Origin of the sequence: Streptomyces dengpaensis, assembly GCF_002946835.1 — a bacterium.
Classification (GTDB): Bacteria; Actinomycetota; Actinomycetes; order Streptomycetales; family Streptomycetaceae; genus Streptomyces; species Streptomyces dengpaensis.
The window spans coordinates 1,516,937-1,539,246 of record NZ_CP026652.1 but is presented as its reverse complement, the minus strand read 5'-3'; the positions used below and the strand labels follow the sequence as shown (position 1 = coordinate 1,539,246).

The following is a 22,310-nucleotide window of genomic DNA, read 5'->3' as shown; positions in this document are numbered from 1 at the left end:
GGGTGGTGCCGGGGCGGCAGCGTTGATCGGCTGTCGCCCCGGCGGACGCCACGTGTCAGGCGGCGTCCTCGATGGAGGACTGGCAGGCGCTGGCCCCGTTCTCGCAGGTGTTGCCGCAGCCGTCGCTGGTGGGGCACATGAAGACGGTGAGGGGGCTCTCGGAGATGACGACCTTGATGTCCAGCTCGAAGTCGTCGTCGGCGAGGCCGTCGACCGGCAGCACGGCCGGGGCGGTGGGGTGGTCGAGTACGGCAGTGGTCATGCGATCACTCTCTTTGTCCGATGGGATGGTGCAGAACTCCCTGGCGCAGCACCGTGGTTCAGACGGTCGGCCAGGAGATCGAAATCCGGCTGTGCCTCTTGTCGATGATCCGGTCGCCGGTGATCCGGTCATCGGGCGTGCCCGCCGCGTAGACGGCGATGCGCGGGCCGTCAGCGCCGCGGACCTTCTCGCCCCAGGTGCGGAGGATGTCGGCGATTCGCTCAGCGAACTCGGCCGCGTCGGGCCCGAAGGCGTGGACGCCGTACTCTGCGGTCTTCTTCTCGGTGTCGCGGCGCACGAGGGTGTAGGCGAAGTGCGGCCCGTCGATGGCGACCATGGACCAGCTGTTGCCCGTGGGGCCGATCTTGCCGGTGGTCAACTCGGGGTTGGTGGACATGAAGCAGAACTTGGGGACCTGTGTGGACAGGTACATCTGGAGGGTGCCGATGGGCTCCTGGCTGGCGACGGTCACCCCGGTCCACGTCTCGGCGCGGGCGCTGTTCAGGACGCCGTCCAGCAGAGAGGGGTTGGCGGGCAAACCCTCGTCGAAGCGCAGCGTGACGCCCTCCTCTCCGGGCAGCTGCATGACCTGCTGCGTGTGGGAGCCGGCGCCCTGTGCCGCCACGAAACCGCACACGTGGGCGCTGGTGGCGACGAGGTGGTCAGACTGCCGGACGAACCCGTAGGTGCGGGTCAGGCCGTTGATGCGCAGCGGCACGACGAGCCGACCGTCGTCCTTGAGCTGGTCGATCCAGGCAGGCGGGATATCCCAGGCGCCGACCGTCACCACGATCGCGTCGTAGGGGGCGTTCTCGGGAAGGCCGTTCTCGGCGTCGGCGACGACGACGTTGACGCCCGTGTAGCCGGTCTCGGTGAGGAACCGCTTGGCTCGGTCGGCGGGCGCGGGGTCGATGTCGACAGTGGTGACCTGACCGGTGGGCCCGACCAACTCCGCGAGGTAGGCAGCGTTCGGCCCGTTGGTGCCGATCTCCAGCACGTTGTCACCCGGGCGGATGCCGGCCTGCTCCAGCTGCATCGCCTGGATCTGCGGAGCAGACACCGAGCTGGTGTGATTACCGTGCTCGTCCTCCTGCGTGATCACGGCGTTGTACGTGCTGTATGCGTCCTCCAGCGACGCCTCCGGTACGGCAAGGTGCCGGGGCACCTTGCGCATGGCGGCCTCGACCGCGGGCGACACGATCGTGCCGTCCTCCTTGAGCTGGTCGACGACCTTGTTGCGGAGCCGGGTGGCCTCGTCAGGGGCCACGGTCACATCGGTCATAGAGGGGTTCCTTACGGGGCCTCGTGCGCCTTCGCCTCCGGCGTCGGCGTCAACTGCAGGGTGGTTCGGCGATGGATGCCGGCTGGCGGAAGCCGGCTGTTGTTCAGCGACCCAGGGGCAGCTCCTGGATACGTTCGAAGGTGTAGGCGTGGCGGTCGGGATGCTGGGTTTCCATCACCAGCCACACGGACTTGACGCGCACGGTCACGTGATGACGAGCGCGGCGTAGGAGGGAGGAGGCGAGGGCGTCTGCCCGGTCCATTTGGTTGAGGTAGTGGGTGTCGACCTTCCCGTAGGCGGCCGACATGTGCGGGAAGTACGTCTCGGTGGCCTCTGGCAGGACCAGGCCGGCGTTCGCCAGGCCGGCTCGGACTCGCAGATTCAGGTGCAGCGGCGGGTTCGAGGAGGCGTCATGGGGCCAGACGCGGGCGAGGATCGCGCTGCGGCTGAGCGAGACCGGGCCGATGTCGATCGTGAACGGCTCCTGTTCGGCCAGATCTATCCGAAGGGCTTCGGCGGCGTCTTTGAGCTGCCGGGGACCGACGCGCTCGTCTGCGTAGTCGTGCGAAAGGGCGCCCTGGATGGTCCAGTGCAGGTCGTCGTCGGCGACCGGGGCCACGATGTCCTCGTACGGAGCGAGGACTTCTCGTACCTGCCGGAAGTAGTCGATCACCTCGGCCGGCGGCAGCCACAGCACATGCGGGCGGACGCTGTCCTCGGCGGGAGCGCCTTCAGCACGCCACCGCCGGCCGGCACTCATGAAAGCCCTCATGCCGCTGTCACCCCCAACTCGTGCAGGGCGAAGTCGGCGGTGACCAGCAGGTGGTCCGAGGCGGCCTCGGCGTCAGGCCCGTAGTGGGTGCGGTGCGCGCGAGCGGTGGCGGCGACGTTCTCCGTGACGCGCAGGGTGTCGATGCGCCGGCGGCCGAAGTCGTCGGCTCGCCCCTTGGCGTCGATCCAGTGCCCGCAAGACCACTGCCACGGCACGTCCAAGATGGCGGCGCTGTCCCGCAGCCCTCCCGGGTCGCGCCGCAGGAACTCCCCGGCCTCACGGTTCGCTCGCTTGGGAGCGTCGGGGTTGTTGGGGTCGAAGGTGACCTGGTATCGCAGCTTGCGGTGGTTCTGCTCCAGGTAGGGCTCGGGGTCGTAGTACGAGCCGTCCGGGCGGCGGTCGGCGCTGATCGAGTTCCAGTCGGCTGCGACGCCGCCGGCCACGTCGGGCTCCTGGAACACCGAGAGCACGCGGTGGGCCTCCTGGAGGCGCCGCTCTGGGCGGAAGGGGTCGGCGTGGTAGGAGCACCAGCGGGTGGGCACCGGGCCGCCGGCCTGGAAGTCGGCCATAGCCAGTCCGTGCCAGAAGTCGCTGCCGCCCTCGTAGGCGCGGAAGGTACCGGGGACCGGCTCGATGTCGGAGGTCCACAGCAGGCCGACGTGGAAGCGGTGGGCACTCGCCCCGGGTGCCTGGCTGGCCAGAGCGGGGATCGCTCTCTTCCCGCGGACCGGCATCACCTCACACATGAGGCCGGTGTCCTCGGCGAGGTAACGCAGCAACTGTTGGGCATCGCTCTTGGTGGGGCCGATGAGTTCCTGGACGCCGAGGACGCCCGTGCGGTTCTGGAAGGCGGAGCGGATGTTTCCCACGATCAGCTCGTAGCGCTGCTTCGCGTCAGGCGTGGTCGGTATCTGCAGGTTGAACAGGTTGTACGTGCCGAATCGGAACAGCGCCGGTGTCACGGCGGGACTCCTTCTGCGTCGTGGTCAGTGCGCGGCCGAGGCGGACGGGGACAAACGCACGGGATAGCGGTGGGCGGGCGGGTGGTCGATGGGCAGGTCGGGGCGCCAGAAGCTGAGTACCTGGGCGGAGGGCACGAACAGCGGGCTGGGCAGATCGTCCAGGCGGCGCCACTGCCACTGCGCGACCACCTTCGGTTCCTTGGCGGTCGGTGTGCCCTGGAAGCGGTGGATGAGGACCGCGGCGGTAAGGCGGTTGAGGTTGTGCCTCGCGTCCAGAAGCACGGCGAGCACCCGGACGTCCTCGGGGTGTGCCACGAGGCCGGTCTCCTCGGCGAGTTCACGGATCGCAGCGGTCTCGATGGACTCGCCGGCACCGTCGAATGCGTCCACCTTGCCGCCGGGCAACTCGTAGGTACCCAGGCGGTGTTGCCCCATCAGCACGCGGCCGTCCGGGGTGGTGACGATGATGCCGACCCCCAGGGCCGCCTGGGCGACCGGTGGCCGATGGCTTCGCTCCTGAGCCACCACCCTGGGCGCGTCGGCGTGCGAAAGACGGCGGGCCTGGATGAGCTGGCATACCACCGGGTTGTCGGCGCCCGGGGCGTGCAAGAGGTCGATGGACTCGACGGCGAAACCATGCTCGGCCAGCAGGCGCTCCCAGACTTCGGGGGCGAGAATCCACATCTGCACCGGGATCGGGGCGGTCTTCGCCAGCCGCACTTCCTCCTGGCGGGCGGTGACAGTGGGGGACGGGCCACGTCCGTTCAGGTTGGTGTGCAGGGTGCAGAAGACCAGTCGTCCGCCGTGCGGCCGGATCCCGTCGCGCAGTGCGGGCAGCAGCCGGTGCGGGTCGATGTAGGACAGGCCGTGCACGGAGTAGACGAGGTCGTAGGGTTCACTCTCGCGCAGGTGGGACACGGTGTCACCGGTCAGGAACCGCGTGCCTGGCAGGGAGGCGAACCGGTTCCGGGCGCGCTGCTGCTGGGTGGGGGAGATGTCGATGGCGTCGACGAAGGCCGCGTGGTCGCGGGCGAGATGCGCGGCGTGGACTCCGGCCCCGGAGCCGAGGTCCAGCACGCGGTAGCCGGCGACGTCGCCGAGGACGCGGGTGCCGGGGCCGGTGCCCCAGAACCCCCAGTCGATCTCGGTGACCTCCGGGGGCTGGTAGCCGCGGTCGAGCTGCCTGCGTCCGTACTCACGCCAGGCATCCTCATTCACCCGCTCCGCTGTCGTGGGATCGGATGTCGTCATGCCGCCTCCTTCCGGAGCCGGTGCAGGGTGCGATGCCCGCGCTCGACGAGTTCGGGGTCGCCGTGCGCGGCGCCGTACTGGATGCCGCTGAGCGCGTCCAGGGCCGACAGACCCTTGAGCGCTTGGGCCTCGTCCGGGGACAGCGTGCGGCCGTAGCCGTCGAACAGGGCGGCTTCGAGTTCGGGCGCGTCAATCCAGGTGTCGGCGATGCGTACGAAGTCGCTGACGAGGGGCCCGATTTCCGCGCGTTCCCAGTCGATGAGGGCCAGGGTCCCGTGGTCGTCGAGCAGCAGGTTGCGCCGCTGTACATCACCGTGGCGACGGCCATGGGGGACGGGCGGGACACGGGGCAGGTGAAGGGCGAGGGACCGCACCAGCGTCTCCTCCCCGGGCTCGAGGAGCCCGTCGGCCGCCGCCAGGTGCCGTTCCAGCTTGGCCAGCCCGCCCAGGGCCTGCGCCATCATCGGGGGCTCGCCGAGGTGGAGGGCCCGCAGGAGCTGCCCGAGCTGGCGGTAGACCGACTGCCAGGCGGCCATGCTCAGGTCGGCGCCGTGGAGTACGCGGCCGGGAAGCGCGCTGACGATCACGGCGAGTTGTTCGGGGTCGGCGGCGACGAGCTGTGGGGCGTGGCCGGCTCCGAGGGCCGGGGCCCACTCTCTCAGGGCGCCCACCTCACGCTGGTGGAACTTGGGCCCCTGGTGAACCTTCAGGAACCAGCTCCCGCTGTCGCGTCCGGTCAGCCGCCACACGCGGGAAGCCTCCCGCGCCCAGGAGGCATCCGTGACCTCCGTCAGCAGGCCGATGGTCTGTTCAGCGAACGTACCGAGCTGCTCGCCCAGGACGGCGTACGGGTCCGGCGCCCGCGAGGGCAAGGGGTGCAGACGGCTTGGCCCGTTCGCGTCGTAGGCGATCGGGTCGTCGGGTTCCTGGAGATGCAGCGCGAAGGAGTGCCCGTCCCGGTATGCCTCCAGGCCGGCCCGGCAGTACGCCACCATGTCGTCGGGCAGGTCGTGGAGGGCAAACCAGTCCAGCTGTGAGCAGCGGTCCGGTTCGGCGATACGCGGGACGCCGATCCACCGGGTGACCTCGAAGAACCAGCCGGTGCGGTTGTAACCCGCGGGGCTGCGGTGCTGCATCACCAACGCTACGCGGACATCGGCCGGCCGGATGATGATGCCCAGCTCCTCCTCGGCTTCCCGGACCAGCCCGGCGACCACGTCCTCGAAGTCGCCGTCGAGGTGCCCGGAGGGCATGTGCAGCAGGCCGGAAGCGTAGGTGTCGCCTGCCCGCCGGCTCAGCAGCACCTCGCCGCCACGCCGCAGGATGAGATGGACGTCGACCGGTTCCCGGTGGCGCTGCGCCATGTCGTCCCCGCCCCGATGCGAGGCTGTCTGCCCGTTCACCGCTGGCCTGCCCGACGGGGGTGCGGCCGACGCCCACTCGCGTCCGGGCACCGGGGTGTGGCATTGGCTAACCGCCCCACACGGGGGTTTACGGGAACGCGCGGGAACGCGCGGGTGTTGGGCATGCGATTCTCCGGGGTGCAGACGTGACGTCCAGCGTCAGTGACCGCGACGCCCGGGTGGCCGTTTCCGGACGCCACGGAGTCTAGCCGGGACACCATGGGGAGTTGGCTGGTCACCGGCTTGATCACGCCGGTCTGCTGATCACACAGCTCGGCCATGCGCGGACTCCTTTCGGGCTGTGCCGGCGTACGACGCGGCCTGGGGCAGGACCGGGTATTCGAGTGCCAGTGTCTGTGGCGCGGTCAGGCCCGGGGAGGTCAGTTGCCAGCCGTCGAACAGCCGGGTGATCTGTTCCTTCGTCCGCAGGTGGACGGGGCAGCCTGCCGCCGTCATGATCTTGGCGAATCTGCGCACGGGTTTGCCCGAGACGTCGGCAGTGGCGTGCGTGATGACGAGAGCGCTGCCGGTGGCGGCGACGCGTTTGTACTGGTCGACGAGGACGGTCAGGGGCTGCGCCGCCGTGTCCTCGACGTGGTGGAGCACGCTGCCGAGGAGAAGGATGACCGGTTCTCGCCAGTTGATCGTCTCCAGGACTTCCTTGGAAGCGAGGATCGGCTCGGGGTCGCGTACGTCGGCGCACAAGCTCTCAACGACAGCGGGCGCCTTGGCCGTCATCCCTTCGTCGGCGTGGGTGTGCACCAGCACGTCGTTGTCGATGCACACGGCGCGGGCATCGGGATGAATACGGGTCAGGACATCCACCGGCGTCGGGTTGTGGGGCAGGCCGCAGCCGAAGTCGACCAGCTGCCGGATGCCCGCGATGGCCAGGGTCTGCACCATCAGGAGCACGTACCTGCGCTCGTGACGGACGGCGCTCTCCAGGAACGGCATGCGGTCGGCCGCCTGAAGGGCCCCGTCACGGTCGACGATGTAGTGGTCTCGCCCGCCGAGCAGGTAGTTCTGCATCCGGGCGCTTGACGGCCGTGCCTGCAACTCGGCGATCGCTGCGGAGGGATGGAGGAACATCGGGTGGTCAGGTCGCATCTCACTCCACCTCGCCGTTGATGATGTGGAGTTCGGGCAGACGCCACGACGGGCCGTCCGGTGCGCCGAGCCACAGCGTGTGTTCCGTTTCCGTGATCGTCACGCCCAGTTGCTCAACCTCTGGTTCTCCGGCCGCGTGCCACTGACCGAGCGCGTCGAACAGATCGGAGCCGAGGTTGCGTGGCCCCCACTCGTAGATGCGGGGGGAGTGGAGGAAGACCACTGCCCGAGACGCATGGTGGTCATGAATACGCAGGCGGTCGGCAACGTCGCCTTCGAGCTGCGCAACGCCGCGCACGAACTGCATCCGAAGGTCAGGGCGAAGCAGGCCGGCGAACAACCGGGCCGCCGGCCGTACGTGCACCCCTTTCGCGTCCAGGGCTTGCGACGCCCTCGGGCTGCCCTGCGACTCGACGGGGGTGCCCTCACCAGGGCGGTGCTCGCGCAGCCACACGGTCTGCGGAGCCGGTCCGGCGTGGAAACGTCCACCGGCCGACGCCCCGTCCCGCGCCACGGTCAGGACCAGCAGTGTGCTGGATCCGCCCAGAGCGGTACGGACGGGCAGACACAGCCGGCCACCCGGACGAACCCGGGCGACCCACGCCCACGGCACACGGCGTACCGCACGATGGGACAGGAGCCCGTGGAACGAATCCGCCGGTCCCAAGACCCCGGCCTCCGGCCCGCTGACCACCCGCACCCTCGGGTAGGGGCGTAGGCGCTGCCGGGCGATCTCGGCGAGACGTCCTGTGTCCGCGACCGTCACCACCTGGCCGCCCTGGAGGCGGTGGTCCAACAAGGCTGCCGTCCAGCCGCAGTCCGTACCGATCTCGGCAACGGCCGTCCCCGGCACTGGAGCGAGCGCGGCCAGGCGCGCCGCAACGTCTTCTCTGGACGGGATCACTCCCGTGACGATGCCGGGGCCGCCCTCCCCACCGTCGTCGACGTCGAACACGAGCATCTCGGAGCGATGGACGAACTTCGCCCACTCGCCGGCGTTCTTGCTCCGGTCCACCCTGCGCCAGCGCCCACCTCGGTGCGTACGGATCACGTTGGGCACGAAGTCCTGTCGCCGATCGCAGCTGAATACGTCCCCCGCGTGCTGGTGAACGTGGCCACTGCCCGGTCGCAGGCTGCCGGCCTCGACGCGGGCGTTCATGCCTGTCCTGCCATGGCTACGACGTTTCCGGAGTTTTCACGGTCGGTCGCGTGGCCAAGGAGACGGAGCTGCCACCCTCGCGTGACCGCGTGCGCGGCCGAGGAAGCGTCCAGCGCCCGCAGCAGGCGTCGAGCGTCCTTGCGCACACCGTCTAGCGGACGCTGCTCGTCGGCCGCGATCTCCTCGACGGTCTTTCCGCCGGCGAGTCCTGCCAGGACTGTGCGCTGCTCCTTGGGCAGCTCGACGACGTAGTCCACGGGCACGGGGACGTCCAAGTGCCCGAGACGGTAGGCGAGATCTACCATGCGTGCACGCTCCGAAGTCCCGAGCTTTCCGCCGATCCGGAGGATGTACGTCTTGACCGTGCTGTCGGACACTCCCATGTCGCAGGCCGTCTCTGCGGTCGTCCTTCCCTGAGAGATGCCCAGCAGAGCCTCCCGCTCCTGAGGGGAAAGCGGCGGCGAGATGGTCTCGTCCTGGGCCGGCATGGTCCTACTCCTTCGGTGTTCTGGCACAGTCGTCGTCATATCGGGGCCGGCCCACTTCGCTGGTCGGCTCGTTGGGGCGTGAGCTACGACCCGCCGTAGAGCTGCATGGCGAGTTCGGCGAGGACGCATACGGTGGGCAGGCTGATAGCGGTAGCGAGGAGGACGGCGCCCCAGTGCGCGCGAGCCTGTCGCCAGCCACGTCGAACGCGCCCTGGGGCCGGCTCGCCTCTCCGGCGTGAGCCCGAATTCAGTGGGGAGACCGGAGCACGGGGCATCCGCTGAGGGTGCGCAGCGCGATAGGACCTGGCCATGTCACTCACCGTTCCGCTCGCAGTCCTGTTCGGCGTAGCGGAGGAGCGCCTCGGTGTGGACCGCGAGACGGAATGCGTGCTCCCTCGCAGCCTTGAGCCCCTCTCCCGGAGCGACGTCGCGGGCCTCCTGCGAGCGCTCGATCACCTCACCGCATGCGGACCACCCTCGACTCCCGGCGGAGAGCGATTCCAAGTGGATCGAGACGTAGGGGACGAGCGTCGTGACGTAGCCGCTGAGCGCTTGCGTGACCGCCGCGAGGGTGCGCGGATGCGGGTACACCCCTGCCTGCTCCCAGGACTTCGCCGCACGAATGGCTTCACGGATACGCGTCGAATCGAACCCGGCGCACACAGTCCTGCCCCAGCCGTCCACCACGTCGTCAGAGGCGTCGACAACAGGAAGGACTGCGAGCAGCTCCCGCCCGACCTCGGACATCCGCCGGTGCAGGGACGCCGCACGCACGGCCTCGCCGGGAATCTCTTCGTCGAGTAGGGCACGCACGCGTACGACCAGTCGATCGTCTTCCAGAGGCGGCTCGTTGGCATCGACAGGAACGACTGCTCCGAGCAGTCGCATCAAGTGGCCACGCACGAGCAGCAGTTGCACGTGTCGCTCGTCCGGGTCTTCGCTGACGGAGGCAGTCTCGGCGAAGACTAGTCTGGTCACTTCGCGATGAAGGGTCTCCTGCACCGAGAGAGGCGACGGTCCGGGTACGAGGGTCGATAAAACGGTCCTCAGGTCACGGCCCAGTTCCCTGAGTGAGCCCTCTGGCCAGGACACGCCGTCCACTTGCCCACCGCCGACTGTGGGGGCCGAGGTAGTGGTGCGAGGCATAAGGGCAACTCCATTAGTGAGATGTGAAGTTGGCGATCGGGGCGTCACCTCGTCGGCCCCCAAAGAGGAGCCGCCGAGGCATTTCGAGCCGCCACTCGCCGACAAGGGCGGTTCATCCAGGTGAGGCACGCATGGCCATCGTCCAAGGGGCGCGGAGACACCAGTACCGCCTCGCAGGACCCGGTCGGGACGTCCTGGGACGTCCCACGAGTCGAATCAACGTTCAGACCGCACTTGCCGTCGCAAAGCAGACGTTGTGCAAAGGAGAGTTGGCTCGACGGACGGGTGAACTGGCGGGCTGCGACGTCATGCCGCTCGTCCTTCCTCCTCCCTCTGCGCCGGCTGCAGTAGCTGTAATACGGTCGACGGCATCGTGATCTGGTAAACCAGCACTCCTGAGGCCGAGGGGACGTGGATGAGGGCGGCGTCGGCCCGCCCAACCGGCGCGTGCGCTCTCTGGACGTCTCCCGGCCCGTCATGACGTCTCCCGCGCCTGCGGATTCCCGTTCGTGCCGTTGTTGCCGATAAGAAAGGTCGCCCACACGTCCTTCCCGCCCTTGAACGGCGAGCAGCCGAAGTCGTCGGCGAACGCCATGACAAGGGGCAGCCCCCGGCCGTGCTCAGCCTCATCGTTTGCGCGAGTCGGCTTAGGCAGCGCGGGATCGAAGTCGCGCACGCAGACGTTCAGTGCCCCGGGGAGGCGGGTGAGTGTCAGCTGCGTGTTCCTCATCCCGGTGCGCAGGGTGGGTTGTACGTGCCGCAGGACGTTGGTCAGCAGTTCCGTAACCACGAAGGTCGTACCGTCGGTCAGATCAGCCAGGCCCCATAGCTTCAGGTGGGCGCGCACGATGGTCCTGACGATGGGCACGGCCAGCTCGGTCACATCGAGGTCTATCGCCAGATGTCCCGGGGTACTGCGCGTCGTAGCGCGTACGCCGGTGGCTGGCGCAGCGGATACTTCCAAGAGGTCGGCCATCACAGGTCCACTTCGGTCTGGTGGAATCCTCAGCAACGAGGTTTGACTGCGGTGTGTACTGGTGCGGAACCGGTCGGCCACCATTCAGTCAGGCCGCGAGACCCGCGTGCAGATCCGGATGCGGAGACCTGAGATATCCGCATCACGACCCAGGGACCGTCGATGCCGCAGCCAGAGAAGGTGCTCAACCCAGACGCCTCACCGCAGGAGTGGTTTGGTGCCGAACTGCGCTACTGGCGCAAGCGCCATCCCGGTTTGCGTGCCGCTCAGCTAGGGCCAATGGTGCAGGTCAGCCCGGATGTGATCTCCAAGATGGAGAAGGGGCAGTACCGGTGCCGGTACGACCTCGCGGAGCGCCTGGACGCGGTCCTCGAGACCGGCGGGGTGCTCACCCGCGCCTGGGGCATGGTGTTTGGCGATGCGGATAAAAAGCGGCGCGAAGCGGATAGTGCCCGCCGGGGGCCGGTGGAGGGGACCCTTCAAGTCCACGAAGGACGCATCCTGGGCAGAGACACCTCAGTCCCGCTACCTGGGAGCCTTCCGCCAGTGGACCGACGCGCTTTCCTGGCCGCCACCAGCCTTGCCGCCATCACCCCGATAGACCTAGCCAGACTCGTAGCCCCGGCCGCACCGCCAGAGCTCCCTAAGCGGATTCGCCCCACCGAGCTTGAGCAGTTGCGCCTCATCGCCGACGGCATCCACCGCTGGGACAACGCCCAAGGTGGCGGGGGCCTGGTCGGCGACTTCGCCAGCCGCTCGATGGAGTGGGCAGTACAGCTGCTGTCCGTCGACTGCCCACCACGGCTTCGTCCGGAGATCCTCGGCAGCGTCGCGCGGCTGGGCATCGTCGTCGGCGCCACGCACTTCGATGCCTACGCCCACGATGAAGCCCGGGTTGCCTTCAAGGTCGCGTCCGAATGTGCGGAGGAGGCGGGGGACTGGTGGCTGCGAGCCAAGACGTTCTCCTTCCTGGCTCGTCAGGCGATCTGGCTCGGCGATCCGGACGAGGGCCTGACCTACGCCGAGAAAGGGCTGGTGCGCTCCGACCGGCTCACCCCGACCATTCAGGCCATGCTGCACAGCGCCCGCGCCCGCGCTTTCGGGAAGATGCACGACGTACAGGGAACCTTGGCCTCGGTCGGCGCGGCCGATGACGCATTCGCCCACTCGAACCCGGCCGAGGACCCGCCGTGGATGGCGTACTACGACGAGGCGCAGCACCACGGCGACACAGCCCATGCGCTTTGGGACCTTGCCATCCACGCCGACCAGGACCCGGGTCGGGCCGCGGAACGGTTCACAACGGCGGTCGCTGGGCACAGCGACGACTACGCCCGCTCTCGTGGGATTTCCCGTACGAAGCTGGCGTCGCTCGTTATGGCGAAGGGAGACCCGATGCAGGCCATTGCTATCGGCCACAAGGCGCTCAGCGACGTCGGGCGCCTCACCTCGCGCAGGGCGGGCGATGACCTCAAGGAACTCCGCCGATTCGCCGCAGAGCACCGTACGTTGGAGGAGGCGGCACACCTCCGGCAGCGAATCACGACTACCTTGCAGGCATGACGATCTCGGCTGGACCCGCCCGTGCCGTAGTGGAAGAGGCTTGCGCCCTCGCCGGGCTTGATCCCGCAGGCGCCGAGCCCGTTCGCATCGCCGAGAACGAGATTTGGCGCCTCCCCGGCAATGTGGTCGTCCGTATCGCCCGCGCAGGCCAGTGGAACGCCGCGGTGCGTGAAGTCCTCGTGGCTCGGTGGCTTGCCGACAACGGGGTGTCGGCCGTCCGCGCGCTGCCGGCCGAGCAGCCCGTCGAGGCTGCCGGACGGCCCGTGACGTTTTGGGTCGAGCTTCCGGCGCATGAGACCGGCAACGTCATGGATGTCGTCACGCTGCTGAAGCAACTTCACCCATTGCCGGTCCCGGACCTGCCGCTCGACCGGCTGGACCCGTTCGTCCGTGTGCCCGAGCGGATCGAGGCGGCCACGTCGCTGTCGGAGGACGATCGCGCCTGGTTGCGGGATCGGCATGCGGAACTTCGCGAGCACTGGGAGCACCGGCCCCATGGCCTGCCCGAGTGCGTCGTGCACGGTGATGCGTGGGTGGGCAACGTCGTACGCACGACGGCCGGACCGGTAATGCTGGACTTCGAGCGGGCCTCCGTCGGGCCGCCAGAGTGGGACCTGGTGTCCACCGCGGTCAAAATGACCACGACCAGTGCCGTCACCGCGGCCGAGTACGCTGAGTTCTGTGCGGCGTACGGCACGGACGTCACGCAATGGGAGGGGTACGACCTCCTCGCCGGTGCCCGCGAGCTACGCATGACCACCTATGCGGCCCAGCACGCTGCGACGCGTCCCCAGTGGCAAGCCGAGGCTCAGTATCGCGTCGACTGCCTGCGCGGCCGCGCAGAGCCGCGCCCCTGGCGCTGGAAAGGGATCATGTAGCGGAGGACGTGTTCCATGTATCCGGTCGGACGTTCCAGCCCACGCCTCGCGCTGCGCGAACTCGCCATTGAGGACGTGGATGCGGTGCTCGCCATCTACGGTAGCCCCGAGGCTACGGAACACCTGTCGTTCGAACCGCGTACCCATGAACAGGTTGCGCAGATCGTGGCCCGGTCGATGGCCTCCACCACCGCGACCCCTCGAACGGAGTACGCGCTCGCCGTCATCGAACTGGACACGAACGAGCTGATCGGGTTTGGCCGCCTTGCCACCGATCCCCATCAGCAGCGCGGAGCCACCTTGGGCTTCGCTCTGCGCCCAGACGCGTGGGGCGTCGGCTACGGCGTGGAGACGGTGCGGTTGCTGCTCAGTGTCGGGTTTGACGACCTGGGCCTTCATCGCATCTGGGGAGCGCGGTCCCCTCTCAACGACGCGTCGGCCAAGACGATGGCAGTTGCTGGCATGGTCGAGGAAGGAGTGATCCGCGAACACGTCCTGAAGGCCGGGCAGTGGCGGGACTCCGTCGTGCACGCGATCCTCGACCGAGAGTGGCAGTTTGCCACCCGGTGTACGACTCCTTCCGAACCAGATCACTAGCCCGACACCAAGGTGTGGTGTGAGGTCTCAGGACTCGGTTGACACTTCTGACTCATCACATCCTTGACAGGCTCAAGGCTTACTGGACATGGTCGGGCAGCCGAGGTCCGAAGCCGGCCGAAGGAGCTGGTGGCAGTGCTGTGGTGGACGAGCTCAGGGCCCGTCTGAGTGGTCCGCGTTCGGATCGACGTTCCATCGCCGGGGTAGGTCTGCGTCGCAGAAGACGCAGACGAAGTGGCCTTCTCGCACGATGTTGTGCTCCTGACAGATGGGACACCGACGGAAGACCACTGCGTGTGTGAAGCAGTCCGGGTGGTCGAGGTCGGCTTGATCCAGTGCCTGTTCGACAGACGGCCATGAGGCAACGTCCGGGCAGTAGCCGGTCGACTGGTTGGTGACCTCGTTCACCGCCCAGCGTCCGGCGTCGCGGTAGAAGCTGACTTCGCCAGCGCCTAGCACCCGATCGCCGCTCGCGCAGGCGACGTGTTCGCTGCGGCGTGGGGCTAGCCGCAGAGTACCGTCCGTGCCGACGACGAAGGTGAAGGGCTCTTCCAGTTCCTCGGCGGACCGGGCTGCCACCCAGTCCGCGAAGTCGGCGGCTGTGCGGATCGTGGCACCGCCGTCCGCTGCCTTGACGGCAGCGATCACATGGTGCGGCCCGACATAGCGGTAGCCCCGTCCCGACGCGCTCATGTCGATCAACGTAGAACACGCAGTCTTGGCGTGCTCAGAGTTTCGGAGCGTGGATCTTTGCTCTGAACCGGGTGATCGGGTGCTGGTTTTTGCGCGGGTGAAGTGAGAGGTCTGCGCCGTTCAAGGTGATGCGGAAGTAGGTGTCCTCGACATGGACGGTGACGATCTCCCCGGCGTAGGTGCGGCCGACGCGAAGCCGTTGGCGGGCAACCATGATGACGCCAGCTGCGGGGACCTTGCGCTCGACATGAACTGCCCCGGCTGCGGGTGCGGGCAGTTCACTGGTGACGGCTCTGGCGCCGCGAAGCCCGGTTCGTTGTGCGGCGTCGATCGGTGCGGGCAGGGTCTTGGCGAGGACGCCGTCCCAGGACTCCAGGACCAATGGTTCCTCGGGCCGCACGTGGATGGCCTCGCCGCCGACGGGCCGGTGCCAGCGGTAGACGTCCATCGGCGCACGCCTGTGCCGGTGGGGAGTGAGCGGGTCGTTGGGCTCGATGTCAGGGATCGCCTGGGACGGCTGGTCCGGCGGTCCGGGCTGTGCGTGCCTGCCCACGGTCTTGCCTGCCTCTTCTACTCGTATGACCAGGCCCGGCCGGTAGCTTTGGCCGTCTTGCGGTACTCCTCGACGGGGATTGGGGCCACGCCGGGCCGCAACCGATTCAGTAGCAGAAGACCGTCAAGGTGATCGATCTCGTGCGAGATGAGCCGGGCCTCGCCCCGTTCATAGACCGCGGTCGCGGTGCTGCCGTCCGGCGTCACCGTCTCGACGGTGATCTGCATGGGCCTGGGGACCGGGGCCCGTACGTCGAAGAACGACAGGCATCCTTCGAACTTCTCGTCCATCTCGTCGGAGGCGGCAGTGATACGTGGGTTGAGCAGCACAATCGGGTCGGCGCCGGGCGGCTGGACGACGGCTGCGGCCCGGCCGATGCCGATCTGTGGGGCGGCCAGGCCCAGGCCCTTGCCGGAGAAGTCGTGCGCGCGGTGGATGCGTTCCATGGCGTCGAGGAGTTGGCTGATGACGGTGTCGGCGGTCTCCCGCGCGTCAGGGAGTCCAAAGGGGCGGGCGGTCTCGGCCAGGATGGGGGCGCCGTACTGGACGATGCCGAGGTCGCGCATCTGTTGGCTGGGTCGCACTCGGATCAACTCCCCCTTCGTGGAAGGTCATCGGGATTCTGCCCCACGGTGCGCTACGAGGCGGCTCGTTTCGGCCTCGATGGCCGGTGACGGGCCCGCGGCTGTTCACATCATGTGATGGTGTCAGTGGTGAGGGTCAGGGCGTGCGCGCGGACTCCCGGGTCGGTGGCCAGAGCCGCATCGGCGAGGAGGTGGAGACGCCAGTACAGGTACAGGCGCCCCTGGTCGGCTGGAGCAGGCTCATGGGTGAGCACGGGCTGAGGCGAGCGCGGGCGTAAACGTACGACGAGGCGGGCGAGGTCGGGCATTGGGTCGCCGAAAGCGGCGAGTTCCCAGTCCAGCAGTAGCCGTGGGCCCTCTGGGACGCGGACGAGGTGTCCGGGCTGAAGGTCGTGGTGGCGTAGCCGGGGCTCGATGTCGGGATTCACTCGGTCGAGGTCTTGGCGGAGGGCTGCTGCGACTGACGAGATCGGGTGCCGTGGCTGTGTAGAGGTTTAGGCGGTCGTGGAGGTAGTCCCGCCAGGTGTGGTGGCGGGTGGCTCCGGCGAAGCGCCCGAAGTGTGTTCCTGGGATGGCGTGGACTGCGGCGAGGGGGCCGACGAGTTCATCCAGGAACTGGTCGGCGGGGACGGGCTAGGCCCGGACGACGCTCTGGGCGGTCCAGGCCGGCTGCCTTTCGACGTCAGCGTGCAGCAGGCGGGGGCTGGGACCCCGGTGGTGGGTGAGGAGGGCGAGGGCGGCGGCCTCGTTGGCGGTACGGGCAGGGTCGCTGTAGTGCTTGAGGATGTACGGCTCGCGTCCGCCCATGTGCCAGACGCGGTTGGCCTGGCCGGTGGTGATTTCGGTGGCGCCGTCGGGGACGTGGCCGTCGATCCCCACCGTCAGGCGATGTCGCCGAGGTAGCGGGTGGGAGGCTCGCCGTGGGCGAGGTCGGCGATCGGACCCCGCAGGCCCTGGGGCAGCAGGTTGAGGCCGGGCACCTTCTCCAGTTCCACCCATTCCAGCCCGGTCTGTACGTCGTCTTCGGCGTGGCCGCCGAGCTGGCCCGGGTCGCCTTCGGGCCGGCACAGGAAGATCGCTTCAACCCGGTGGTCCTCTGGGGTGCCGCCGTGATGGGCGCCGATGTACTCGCGCAGCCACAGTAGGCGCTCGGGCGTGACGTCCAGGCCGGTCTCCTCGTGGACCTCGCGGCGGACCGTGGTGTCGAGGGCCTCGCCGGGGGGCTGGCCTCCGCCGGGAAGGAAGTAGCAGTCCTGGCCCTCCCAGTGGGCGCGCTGGAGCAGGACGCGGCCGTCATGGAGGACGACGGCCTTGGCTGCGTTGCGGACTGTCGCGGTAACGGTTTCAGCCATGGGGGCTCCTACTCGTGCTGGGGGGTGAGGTGTTCAGCGTTCAGTCTTACCGAAGCCGAGGCGGCGTCCGCTGGCCTTGGCCCAGATCAGCTGCCAGGGTCCGGCCAGCCGGACGAAGGGCTGGAATGGGCTGGCCGCGACGAGCGCGATCGGATGTGCTGGGGCGGCGCGCGGCGCGCGGCGGTGGCTCGGTGGCGGCGGGCGGGATAACGCTGTGGTGCAGAGCCGGTGCCAGGGCGAGCAGCCGGGTGGTAGTGATGGGGCCGTGGAGCAGGATGCCGGCTGCGGCGAGCCCGGCCCAGAGAGGGCCTGCCCACCAGGAGCTGGCCACGGCGGCGGTCAGCAGTGGTGCGCCGAGGAGCCAGGCGGCTTCGTCCGCACACTCCCGCAGTGTCAGGGCGGCCCTGGCCGGCCGAGGCAGGGCGCTGCGTAGGTGGGCGACCTTTCGGGCGTGGCGGTCGGGACGTGCGGAGGCGGTGAAGGCGAGCGCGTGGAGGTTGGTCAGTCCGGCGGTGTCGGTGTAGGGCTCGTCGAGGACCAGGGCGGTGGACGGTGCGAAGTCGGGGCCGAGGAGGGAGAGGCGGTGCCCAGTACCGAGGTCTCCATCGGTTCGGGGAAGCCGCCGAGCTGGCGCAGGGCCGGGAGGTGGACGGCCATGCCGCAGCCGACGGCGTACACCATCGGCCGCAGCCACATCCGGACCAGCTCCGGGAGCCGGGAGTAAGTGAGCCACTGGTGCAGGCGTACGCGGGCGAGCTCGATGCCGAGGGAGCGCCGCAGCTGGTAGACCCACTCCTCGGTCAGCAGCAGGCCAGCCATGCCGCGCGGGAAGGGGCGGCGGGTGAGCAGAGGGAGCCGCTGTTGCTGGATAAGTGCCGGCGTCCGGCCGGTGTGTGTCCGGTGGGCTACGGCGGCGCCGGCGAAGGCGTTCAGGGTGGCCGCGTCGGGGACGGCGTCGGCGTCATAGACCTGGATGAAGGTGTCGTGCGCGTGGGCATCCTCGCGCTGTCACTGCGCGCCGCCCACGCCCACGCCCACGTCAGCGTCGACGTCCGCAACTACGCCGAGGGCGGTGCCACGAGCCGGGACGTCGCCTCCCTCGTGGAAGCTGTTACCGGGCGACCGAAAGCTCTGACTACGACCTGGTGTTCCTTGGCTGCGGCATCAACGATGTCTGGCGCCGCTTCCAGAACCGGCTGTCAGAGGCAGTCGACCTTGAGGAGTACACCCGGCACATCACCACCATGCTGGAGCAGCTCACCGGCTACTCCCGGCAGGTCATCGTCGTCAGCGAGACGCCGTTCGGTCCGATCGAGGACCCCGGGATCGTCACCGCAATGAACATCGAGCTTGCCCGCTGCAACGAGGCCGCCCGAAAAGCTGCCGCCGCGCACGGCGCGTTGCTCCTGGACGTGTGGACTCCGTTCACCGCCGTCGCCCGTCACCTGCCCGCCGACGACCAGGCGGGCCGAGTGTGGAGCGACGGCGTCCACCTCACCGAACTCGGCGACACCGTCCTGCTCCAGCACGCTGAGCGACTCCTTGCCGAGCACCGCATCGTCGAGATGCTCTTGGACTATCGGCTCCTGGAGCGCGACTGTGCGCAAACCGTGTACGGCCCGATTTTCGCCCGCTACCGGCCCACCACCTCGTGCCCCCCGTAGCGTCGATGCCGGCCGGCGAGCTCCGGCACCCCGGCTACCAGCCCGCCCTGTCTGCTTTGAGTTTTGTCTCTTCGGACCCTGTTGCAGAGCCAGGGCTGCGATGGCGCCGGGGCTCATGCTGACGACTTGATGGCTTGGTCAGCCTCACTCGAACTAATGGATCTCGCGCTGACTGGCCAGCAGCATCTCGGTGACCGGCGCTGGGGAGTGTCCGGTCTGGAGGACGACTTGTCGTGCGGCTTGGTGTACAAGCATCGGCAGCCCACCCACTGCGCACCTCCCGGCTTCTTGGGCGGCGTGCGCGAAACGGCTGGGCCACGGACGGTAGACGACATCCATGAGGGTGCCGGTGCCTCGTGTCCACAACGATGCGAGGGCATCCGCGGCGTGGGGTGGCAGAGCGGAGACGACGAGGTCAGCGGCTAGGTGGTGCCCGGCGGCTGCCCACGGTTCGATGTTGACCATGATGCCGATTCGTTCAGCCGTATTTCCGAGGCGGACATGGGCCCTGGCTGTGTCGCGAGCGATCACGAGTGCCTGATCGCAGCCCAGTTCGCGCGCGGCGGCGAGAGCTGTGCAGGCCGTCGCACCCGCACCGAGCACGGTGACGGTAGTGGCGGTGGTCACGTCTGCCTCGAGCAGAGCCTGCATCATGCCGTAGAGGTCGGTGTTTTCCCCGATGAGTCGGCCGTTGGGTGTCACGACGATGGTGTTCGCCGCTCCGATCCGCGTGACCGTCTCTGAAGCCTCGTCCAGGAGCGGGACAACGGTTCGCTTGAGCGGCATGGTCAGGGAGAAGCCGCGCCAGCTGCCGTCGAGGGTGCCAAGGAAGCGCGGCAGATCTTGTGGTTGGCATGCGATCGCGTGGTACGTCCACGGCAGGCCCATCGCAGCGTAGGCCGCCCGGTGCAGAACAGGCGACAGCGCGGCGTCGACGGGGGAACCGAGCAGGGCGAGCCGTGTCACGGCGCGTCGTGGAGCATCGCGGTCACTCCTTCGTCGCTGCGTTCGTAGGCGATGCCCCGCAGCACGGCGACGGGGGCGCCGCGGCCTCGCTGTCCGAGGATCAGGCCGGCAGCTGCCGCCACCATGTCGGTCAGAGTCTCCTCCTGCCGCTTGGTCTTGCCGTCGGGCTCAGCGTGCTCGGTGACGCGCAGTGGCGCGATGCCTGAGGCCCCGATGCTGATGACGGTGGCGCCGCGCCGGTCCGCACGCCCGTCTGAGTCGGCGATCACGACGGCGACGGTGACGCCGGTGAACGCCGTGATCGCGTCGCGTAGCGCGCGGGCGGATGCGTCGGGGTCCTTGGGCAGCAGCCAAGCCCCGTCGGTCCCGGCGCGGTCGATGCCGGCCGATGTCAGCTGATACCCGAGGTGGTGCCGGGCGATGATCGGCCCGCGCGCCCCGGCCACGAAGTGCTCGCTCGATTCGCTGAGAATCAGTTCCACGATCTCGGCCGGTTTGCCGGTGCGCGCGGACAGTTCGAGGGCGGCCGGGCTTGGGGTCACGCGCGCGAGATCAACGAACCGTCCCTCGGCGATCGAGACGACCTTCGAGGCGACAACGATCACGTCGCCGTGCTGCAGCTTCGTGGCCTGGGCGGACAGGACATTCGTGATCACGCTGGAGAGGTCATCGCCGCGCGCGATGGTGGGGAAGGGCTCCAGGGCGAACGCGCTGAAGGCGCTGGTCGGGGTGCTCATGAGAGGCGGCTCCGGGTGGAGTGGGTGGTCAGGACGCCGAACAGCCGGGTGTGGGTGGCGGCGAGCTGCGCCGCCCGTTCATCCGGCGGTGTCGCGGAGGTGAGCCAGGTGCGGACGCGGTGGACGTAGTGCGGCCACAATCCGTGCGCTGCTTCGTGAGGGTCGGCACCGTTCCTGACGGAGTGCCAGGCGTCGGCCACTGCCTGCGGCCACGGACAGGCATCGTATCGGGGGTCCGGGGGTGCGAATGCATCGAGCGCGGCCACCATGGCGGCGCGGCGGCCGTGGTCGAGGGAGCGGTGCGCGGGACGGTAGGGCGGAGCACTCGCTCCCGGTGCGAGCTGGTGGGGCCAGCCGGCGGTGAGGGCCAGGAGGACCGGCACGGCTTGAGCGTAGATATGTGGCAGGTGCGGGAACGACGCGGCGTGCGTCTTCGGGGCCAGCACGGTGACGGAGGTGAGGCGGCCGGTGGGGGCGGCGGTCAGCAGGAGGAACGCGTCGATGCCGTATCCGTCGACAGCCGGGCGGAGTTGGGCGTCCGCCCTGTTGGCGGCGGTCCGTACGGCGCGGAGGGCGCGGGCGGAGAGTGCGAGGTCGCCGGCGAGCGGTTGGGGGACGTCGTGGCCGGTGGTGGCGGCGATCAGCGGGCGGGCCAGGTGGGAGGTCAGGTTGGCCTCGTCCCAGTAGCGCGGGTAGTCGGCGATGGCGTACCCGTGGTCTCCGTGTGCGAGGAGTTCGCGGTACACGGCGGGGTCGGGGTTACGGGTGTCGGTGTCGGCGATGAGGACGGGGCCGGCCGTGTCCGGCAGATGGGTGAGGGCCTCCAGGATCTGCGCGCCCTTGCCCCGGGGGAGGCTGGTGAGGCTGATCTTGCGGGCGCGGGTGGGGGTGGCGGTGAAGTGGTCGCTGGTCGCGGGGTGGTCGGAGGAATCGGCGTGGACGATGATCGCGCACGGGTCGTTCAGCGCGGCGTCGACGGCCGTGGTAACGGCGGCGATGGTGGCGGGTTCATCGCGGCTGGGCAGGATCGCGGCGGCGGGCGTCACGCGTACTCCTCGGTGATGAGATCGGCGGCGGTCTGCGGATCGGGGGCGTAGAGGTAGGCGTACGGGTGCTGTTCGAGGCGCGCGATCAGGTGGGCGCGCCACCTGGCCAGTCGGGGGGTGTCGAGTGGCCAGACGGGGCCGTACGGTGCTCTGCTGGGGCCGGTCAGCGGGGTGGGGAGTCCGCTGATGTAGCGGGCGAGGGCTTCGTGGAGGCGGAGCTGTTCGTTCGCGGAGAACGGTGTGGCTGGCACCAGGACCGGGCGCGGGATGGCGGGGTGGACGGTGAGGCGGACGGCCGCCGCGAGGGGGACGGGAACACGGGTGAAGGGGGTGAGGGCGATGACGGGCTTCGGGGCCTGCCACAGTTGTGGATCCTGTGCCCGGACGGCGGCGGTCGTCTTGCCCGGGTGCAGCAGTAGTTGCGGGTCGTGCTCGGCCAGGATGGCCAGGTCGTCGCCGGCGTGTGTCCATCCGCGCTCGCCGAGCGCCAGGGTGACGCTGGTCTTGCCTGCGCCCTTGGTGCCCAGCAGCAGGACGCCGCGCCCGCTCGGGGTGACGGCGGCGTTGGCGTGCAGGGTTAGCATCTGCCGCTGCTGTCGCGCCCGTTCCAGCGCGGTGTACGTCGCGTAGGCGAGGGTGGCGGACCCGGCGGCGGCATGGCTGAGCCGCATACGAACCGTCCGCCCCTGCACGGTGACGGCGGGATCACCAGCGGTGCAGGCCACCGCCACGACCGGGCAGTCCCCGCCCACGCCGCTGGAGCCGGAGAGGTGCCAGCCGCCGGGGAGCCGGCCGGACGCCGCGGCGGCCGGGCCCGGGTCCAGCCCCGACGCAAGCTCCAGGGCAGCGATGACGTGGCCGGTCGCCAC

Annotated in this window: 25 protein-coding genes and 1 pseudogene; 4 read left to right on the top strand and 22 right to left on the bottom strand. The window is 69.1% G+C overall.

Annotated features, from left to right (window positions below):
- Nucleotides 1–55: 55 nt before the first annotated feature.
- From C4B68_RS07045 to C4B68_RS06995, 11 genes are all read right to left on the bottom strand, one after another.
- Nucleotides 56–262, bottom strand: a complete 207-nt coding sequence (locus C4B68_RS07045; RefSeq protein WP_099498548.1) for an FxLD family lanthipeptide — start codon at nucleotides 260–262, stop codon at nucleotides 56–58.
- A gap of 58 nt (nucleotides 263–320) precedes the next feature.
- Entirely contained in the window at nucleotides 321–1,544 is a 1,224-nt protein-coding gene (fxlM, locus tag C4B68_RS07040) for a methyltransferase, FxLD system (RefSeq protein WP_099498547.1), read from the bottom strand.
- A gap of 103 nt (nucleotides 1,545–1,647) precedes the next feature.
- Nucleotides 1,648–2,304 carry a 2'-5' RNA ligase family protein gene (locus C4B68_RS07035; RefSeq protein ID WP_167459028.1) on the bottom strand — a complete coding sequence of 219 codons (657 nt, stop codon included), beginning with the start codon at nucleotides 2,302–2,304 and terminating at the stop codon, nucleotides 1,648–1,650.
- 8 nt (nucleotides 2,305–2,312) lie between these two features.
- Nucleotides 2,313–3,278 carry a hypothetical protein gene (locus C4B68_RS07030; protein WP_099498545.1) on the bottom strand — a complete coding sequence of 322 codons (966 nt, stop codon included), beginning with the start codon at nucleotides 3,276–3,278 and terminating at the stop codon, nucleotides 2,313–2,315.
- Nucleotides 3,279–3,302: 24 nt separating this feature from the next.
- Complete coding sequence (locus tag C4B68_RS07025; protein WP_099498544.1) at nucleotides 3,303–4,529, bottom strand: bifunctional class I SAM-dependent methyltransferase/NUDIX hydrolase; 1,227 nt, start codon at nucleotides 4,527–4,529, stop codon at nucleotides 3,303–3,305.
- Nucleotides 4,526–5,893, bottom strand: coding sequence for a phosphotransferase (locus C4B68_RS07020; protein WP_099498543.1), 1,368 nt, complete (start codon nucleotides 5,891–5,893; stop codon nucleotides 4,526–4,528). The genes C4B68_RS07025 and C4B68_RS07020 overlap by 4 nt, the downstream gene beginning before the upstream one ends.
- Before the next feature lie 303 nt (nucleotides 5,894–6,196).
- Complete coding sequence (locus C4B68_RS07015; protein WP_099498542.1) at nucleotides 6,197–7,039, bottom strand: SAM-dependent methyltransferase; 843 nt, start codon at nucleotides 7,037–7,039, stop codon at nucleotides 6,197–6,199.
- Nucleotide 7,040: 1 nt separating this feature from the next.
- Nucleotides 7,041–8,099, bottom strand: coding sequence for a methyltransferase domain-containing protein (locus C4B68_RS07010; RefSeq protein ID WP_240634208.1), 1,059 nt, complete (start codon nucleotides 8,097–8,099; stop codon nucleotides 7,041–7,043).
- A gap of 95 nt (nucleotides 8,100–8,194) precedes the next feature.
- Complete coding sequence (locus tag C4B68_RS07005) at nucleotides 8,195–8,686, bottom strand: LuxR C-terminal-related transcriptional regulator (protein WP_099498540.1); 492 nt, start codon at nucleotides 8,684–8,686, stop codon at nucleotides 8,195–8,197.
- A 312-nt stretch (nucleotides 8,687–8,998) separates the two neighbouring features.
- On the bottom strand, nucleotides 8,999–9,688 hold the full coding sequence (locus tag C4B68_RS07000; protein ID WP_240634207.1) for a DUF6415 family natural product biosynthesis protein: 690 nt from the start codon (nucleotides 9,686–9,688) through the stop codon (nucleotides 8,999–9,001).
- 619 nt (nucleotides 9,689–10,307) lie between these two features.
- On the bottom strand, nucleotides 10,308–10,808 hold the full coding sequence (locus C4B68_RS06995) for an ATP-binding protein (protein WP_099498538.1): 501 nt from the start codon (nucleotides 10,806–10,808) through the stop codon (nucleotides 10,308–10,310).
- A 162-nt stretch (nucleotides 10,809–10,970) separates the two neighbouring features.
- Between C4B68_RS06995 and C4B68_RS06990 the strand changes: the two genes are divergently transcribed.
- Genes C4B68_RS06990 through C4B68_RS06980 form a run of 3 tightly spaced genes read left to right on the top strand, consistent with a single transcriptional unit; the run spans nucleotide 10,971 to nucleotide 13,846 of the window.
- On the top strand, nucleotides 10,971–12,371 hold the full coding sequence (locus C4B68_RS06990; protein ID WP_099498537.1) for a helix-turn-helix domain-containing protein: 1,401 nt from the start codon (nucleotides 10,971–10,973) through the stop codon (nucleotides 12,369–12,371).
- Nucleotides 12,368–13,249 carry an aminoglycoside phosphotransferase family protein gene (locus tag C4B68_RS06985; protein WP_099498536.1) on the top strand — a complete coding sequence of 294 codons (882 nt, stop codon included), beginning with the start codon at nucleotides 12,368–12,370 and terminating at the stop codon, nucleotides 13,247–13,249. Before C4B68_RS06990 ends, C4B68_RS06985 begins: the two co-directional genes overlap by 4 nt.
- 15 nt (nucleotides 13,250–13,264) lie before the next feature.
- Entirely contained in the window at nucleotides 13,265–13,846 is a 582-nt protein-coding gene (locus C4B68_RS06980; protein ID WP_099498535.1) for a GNAT family N-acetyltransferase, read from the top strand.
- A gap of 153 nt (nucleotides 13,847–13,999) precedes the next feature.
- Here the strand turns inward: C4B68_RS06980 and C4B68_RS06975 are convergent, their stop codons facing one another.
- From C4B68_RS06975 to C4B68_RS06945, 7 genes are all read right to left on the bottom strand, one after another.
- Nucleotides 14,000–14,539, bottom strand: coding sequence for a hypothetical protein (locus tag C4B68_RS06975; RefSeq protein WP_099498534.1), 540 nt, complete (start codon nucleotides 14,537–14,539; stop codon nucleotides 14,000–14,002).
- A 34-nt stretch (nucleotides 14,540–14,573) separates the two neighbouring features.
- Nucleotides 14,574–15,092: a hypothetical protein gene (locus tag C4B68_RS42415; RefSeq protein WP_206337070.1), complete on the bottom strand. Its 519-nt coding sequence runs from the start codon at nucleotides 15,090–15,092 to the stop codon at nucleotides 14,574–14,576.
- A 17-nt stretch (nucleotides 15,093–15,109) separates the two neighbouring features.
- Complete coding sequence (locus C4B68_RS06965; protein WP_240634206.1) at nucleotides 15,110–15,676, bottom strand: peptide deformylase; 567 nt, start codon at nucleotides 15,674–15,676, stop codon at nucleotides 15,110–15,112.
- 110 nt (nucleotides 15,677–15,786) lie between these two features.
- Entirely contained in the window at nucleotides 15,787–16,146 is a 360-nt protein-coding gene (locus tag C4B68_RS06960) for a phosphotransferase (protein WP_099498532.1), read from the bottom strand.
- A 163-nt stretch (nucleotides 16,147–16,309) separates the two neighbouring features.
- Nucleotides 16,310–16,555, bottom strand: coding sequence for a phosphotransferase (locus tag C4B68_RS06955; RefSeq protein ID WP_099498531.1), 246 nt, complete (start codon nucleotides 16,553–16,555; stop codon nucleotides 16,310–16,312).
- Between the two features lie 2 nt (nucleotides 16,556–16,557).
- A complete protein-coding gene (locus C4B68_RS06950; RefSeq protein ID WP_099498530.1) occupies nucleotides 16,558–17,028 on the bottom strand; it encodes an NUDIX domain-containing protein in 471 nt (156 codons plus the stop codon).
- A 501-nt stretch (nucleotides 17,029–17,529) separates the two neighbouring features.
- Nucleotides 17,530–17,847, bottom strand: a complete 318-nt coding sequence (locus tag C4B68_RS06945) for a hypothetical protein (RefSeq protein WP_099498529.1) — start codon at nucleotides 17,845–17,847, stop codon at nucleotides 17,530–17,532.
- Between the two features lie 311 nt (nucleotides 17,848–18,158).
- On the opposite strand from C4B68_RS06945, the pseudogene C4B68_RS06940 reads away from it, so the two are divergent.
- A pseudogene (locus C4B68_RS06940) lies at nucleotides 18,159–18,692 on the top strand (SGNH/GDSL hydrolase family protein); the annotation flags it as partial.
- 153 nt (nucleotides 18,693–18,845) lie between these two features.
- On the opposite strand, the gene C4B68_RS06935 reads toward C4B68_RS06940, so the two are convergent.
- Genes C4B68_RS06935 through C4B68_RS06920 form a run of 4 tightly spaced genes read right to left on the bottom strand, consistent with a single transcriptional unit; the run spans nucleotide 18,846 to nucleotide 22,310 of the window.
- Nucleotides 18,846–19,658: a shikimate dehydrogenase gene (locus C4B68_RS06935; protein WP_099498527.1), complete on the bottom strand. Its 813-nt coding sequence runs from the start codon at nucleotides 19,656–19,658 to the stop codon at nucleotides 18,846–18,848.
- Entirely contained in the window at nucleotides 19,655–20,395 is a 741-nt protein-coding gene (locus C4B68_RS06930; RefSeq protein WP_099498526.1) for a coenzyme F420-0:L-glutamate ligase, read from the bottom strand. The genes C4B68_RS06935 and C4B68_RS06930 overlap by 4 nt, the downstream gene beginning before the upstream one ends.
- A complete protein-coding gene (locus tag C4B68_RS06925; RefSeq protein WP_099498525.1) occupies nucleotides 20,392–21,441 on the bottom strand; it encodes a hypothetical protein in 1,050 nt (349 codons plus the stop codon). The genes C4B68_RS06930 and C4B68_RS06925 overlap by 4 nt, the downstream gene beginning before the upstream one ends.
- Nucleotides 21,438–22,310, bottom strand: a complete 873-nt coding sequence (locus C4B68_RS06920) for a hypothetical protein (RefSeq protein ID WP_240634204.1) — start codon at nucleotides 22,308–22,310, stop codon at nucleotides 21,438–21,440. Before C4B68_RS06920 ends, C4B68_RS06925 begins: the two co-directional genes overlap by 4 nt.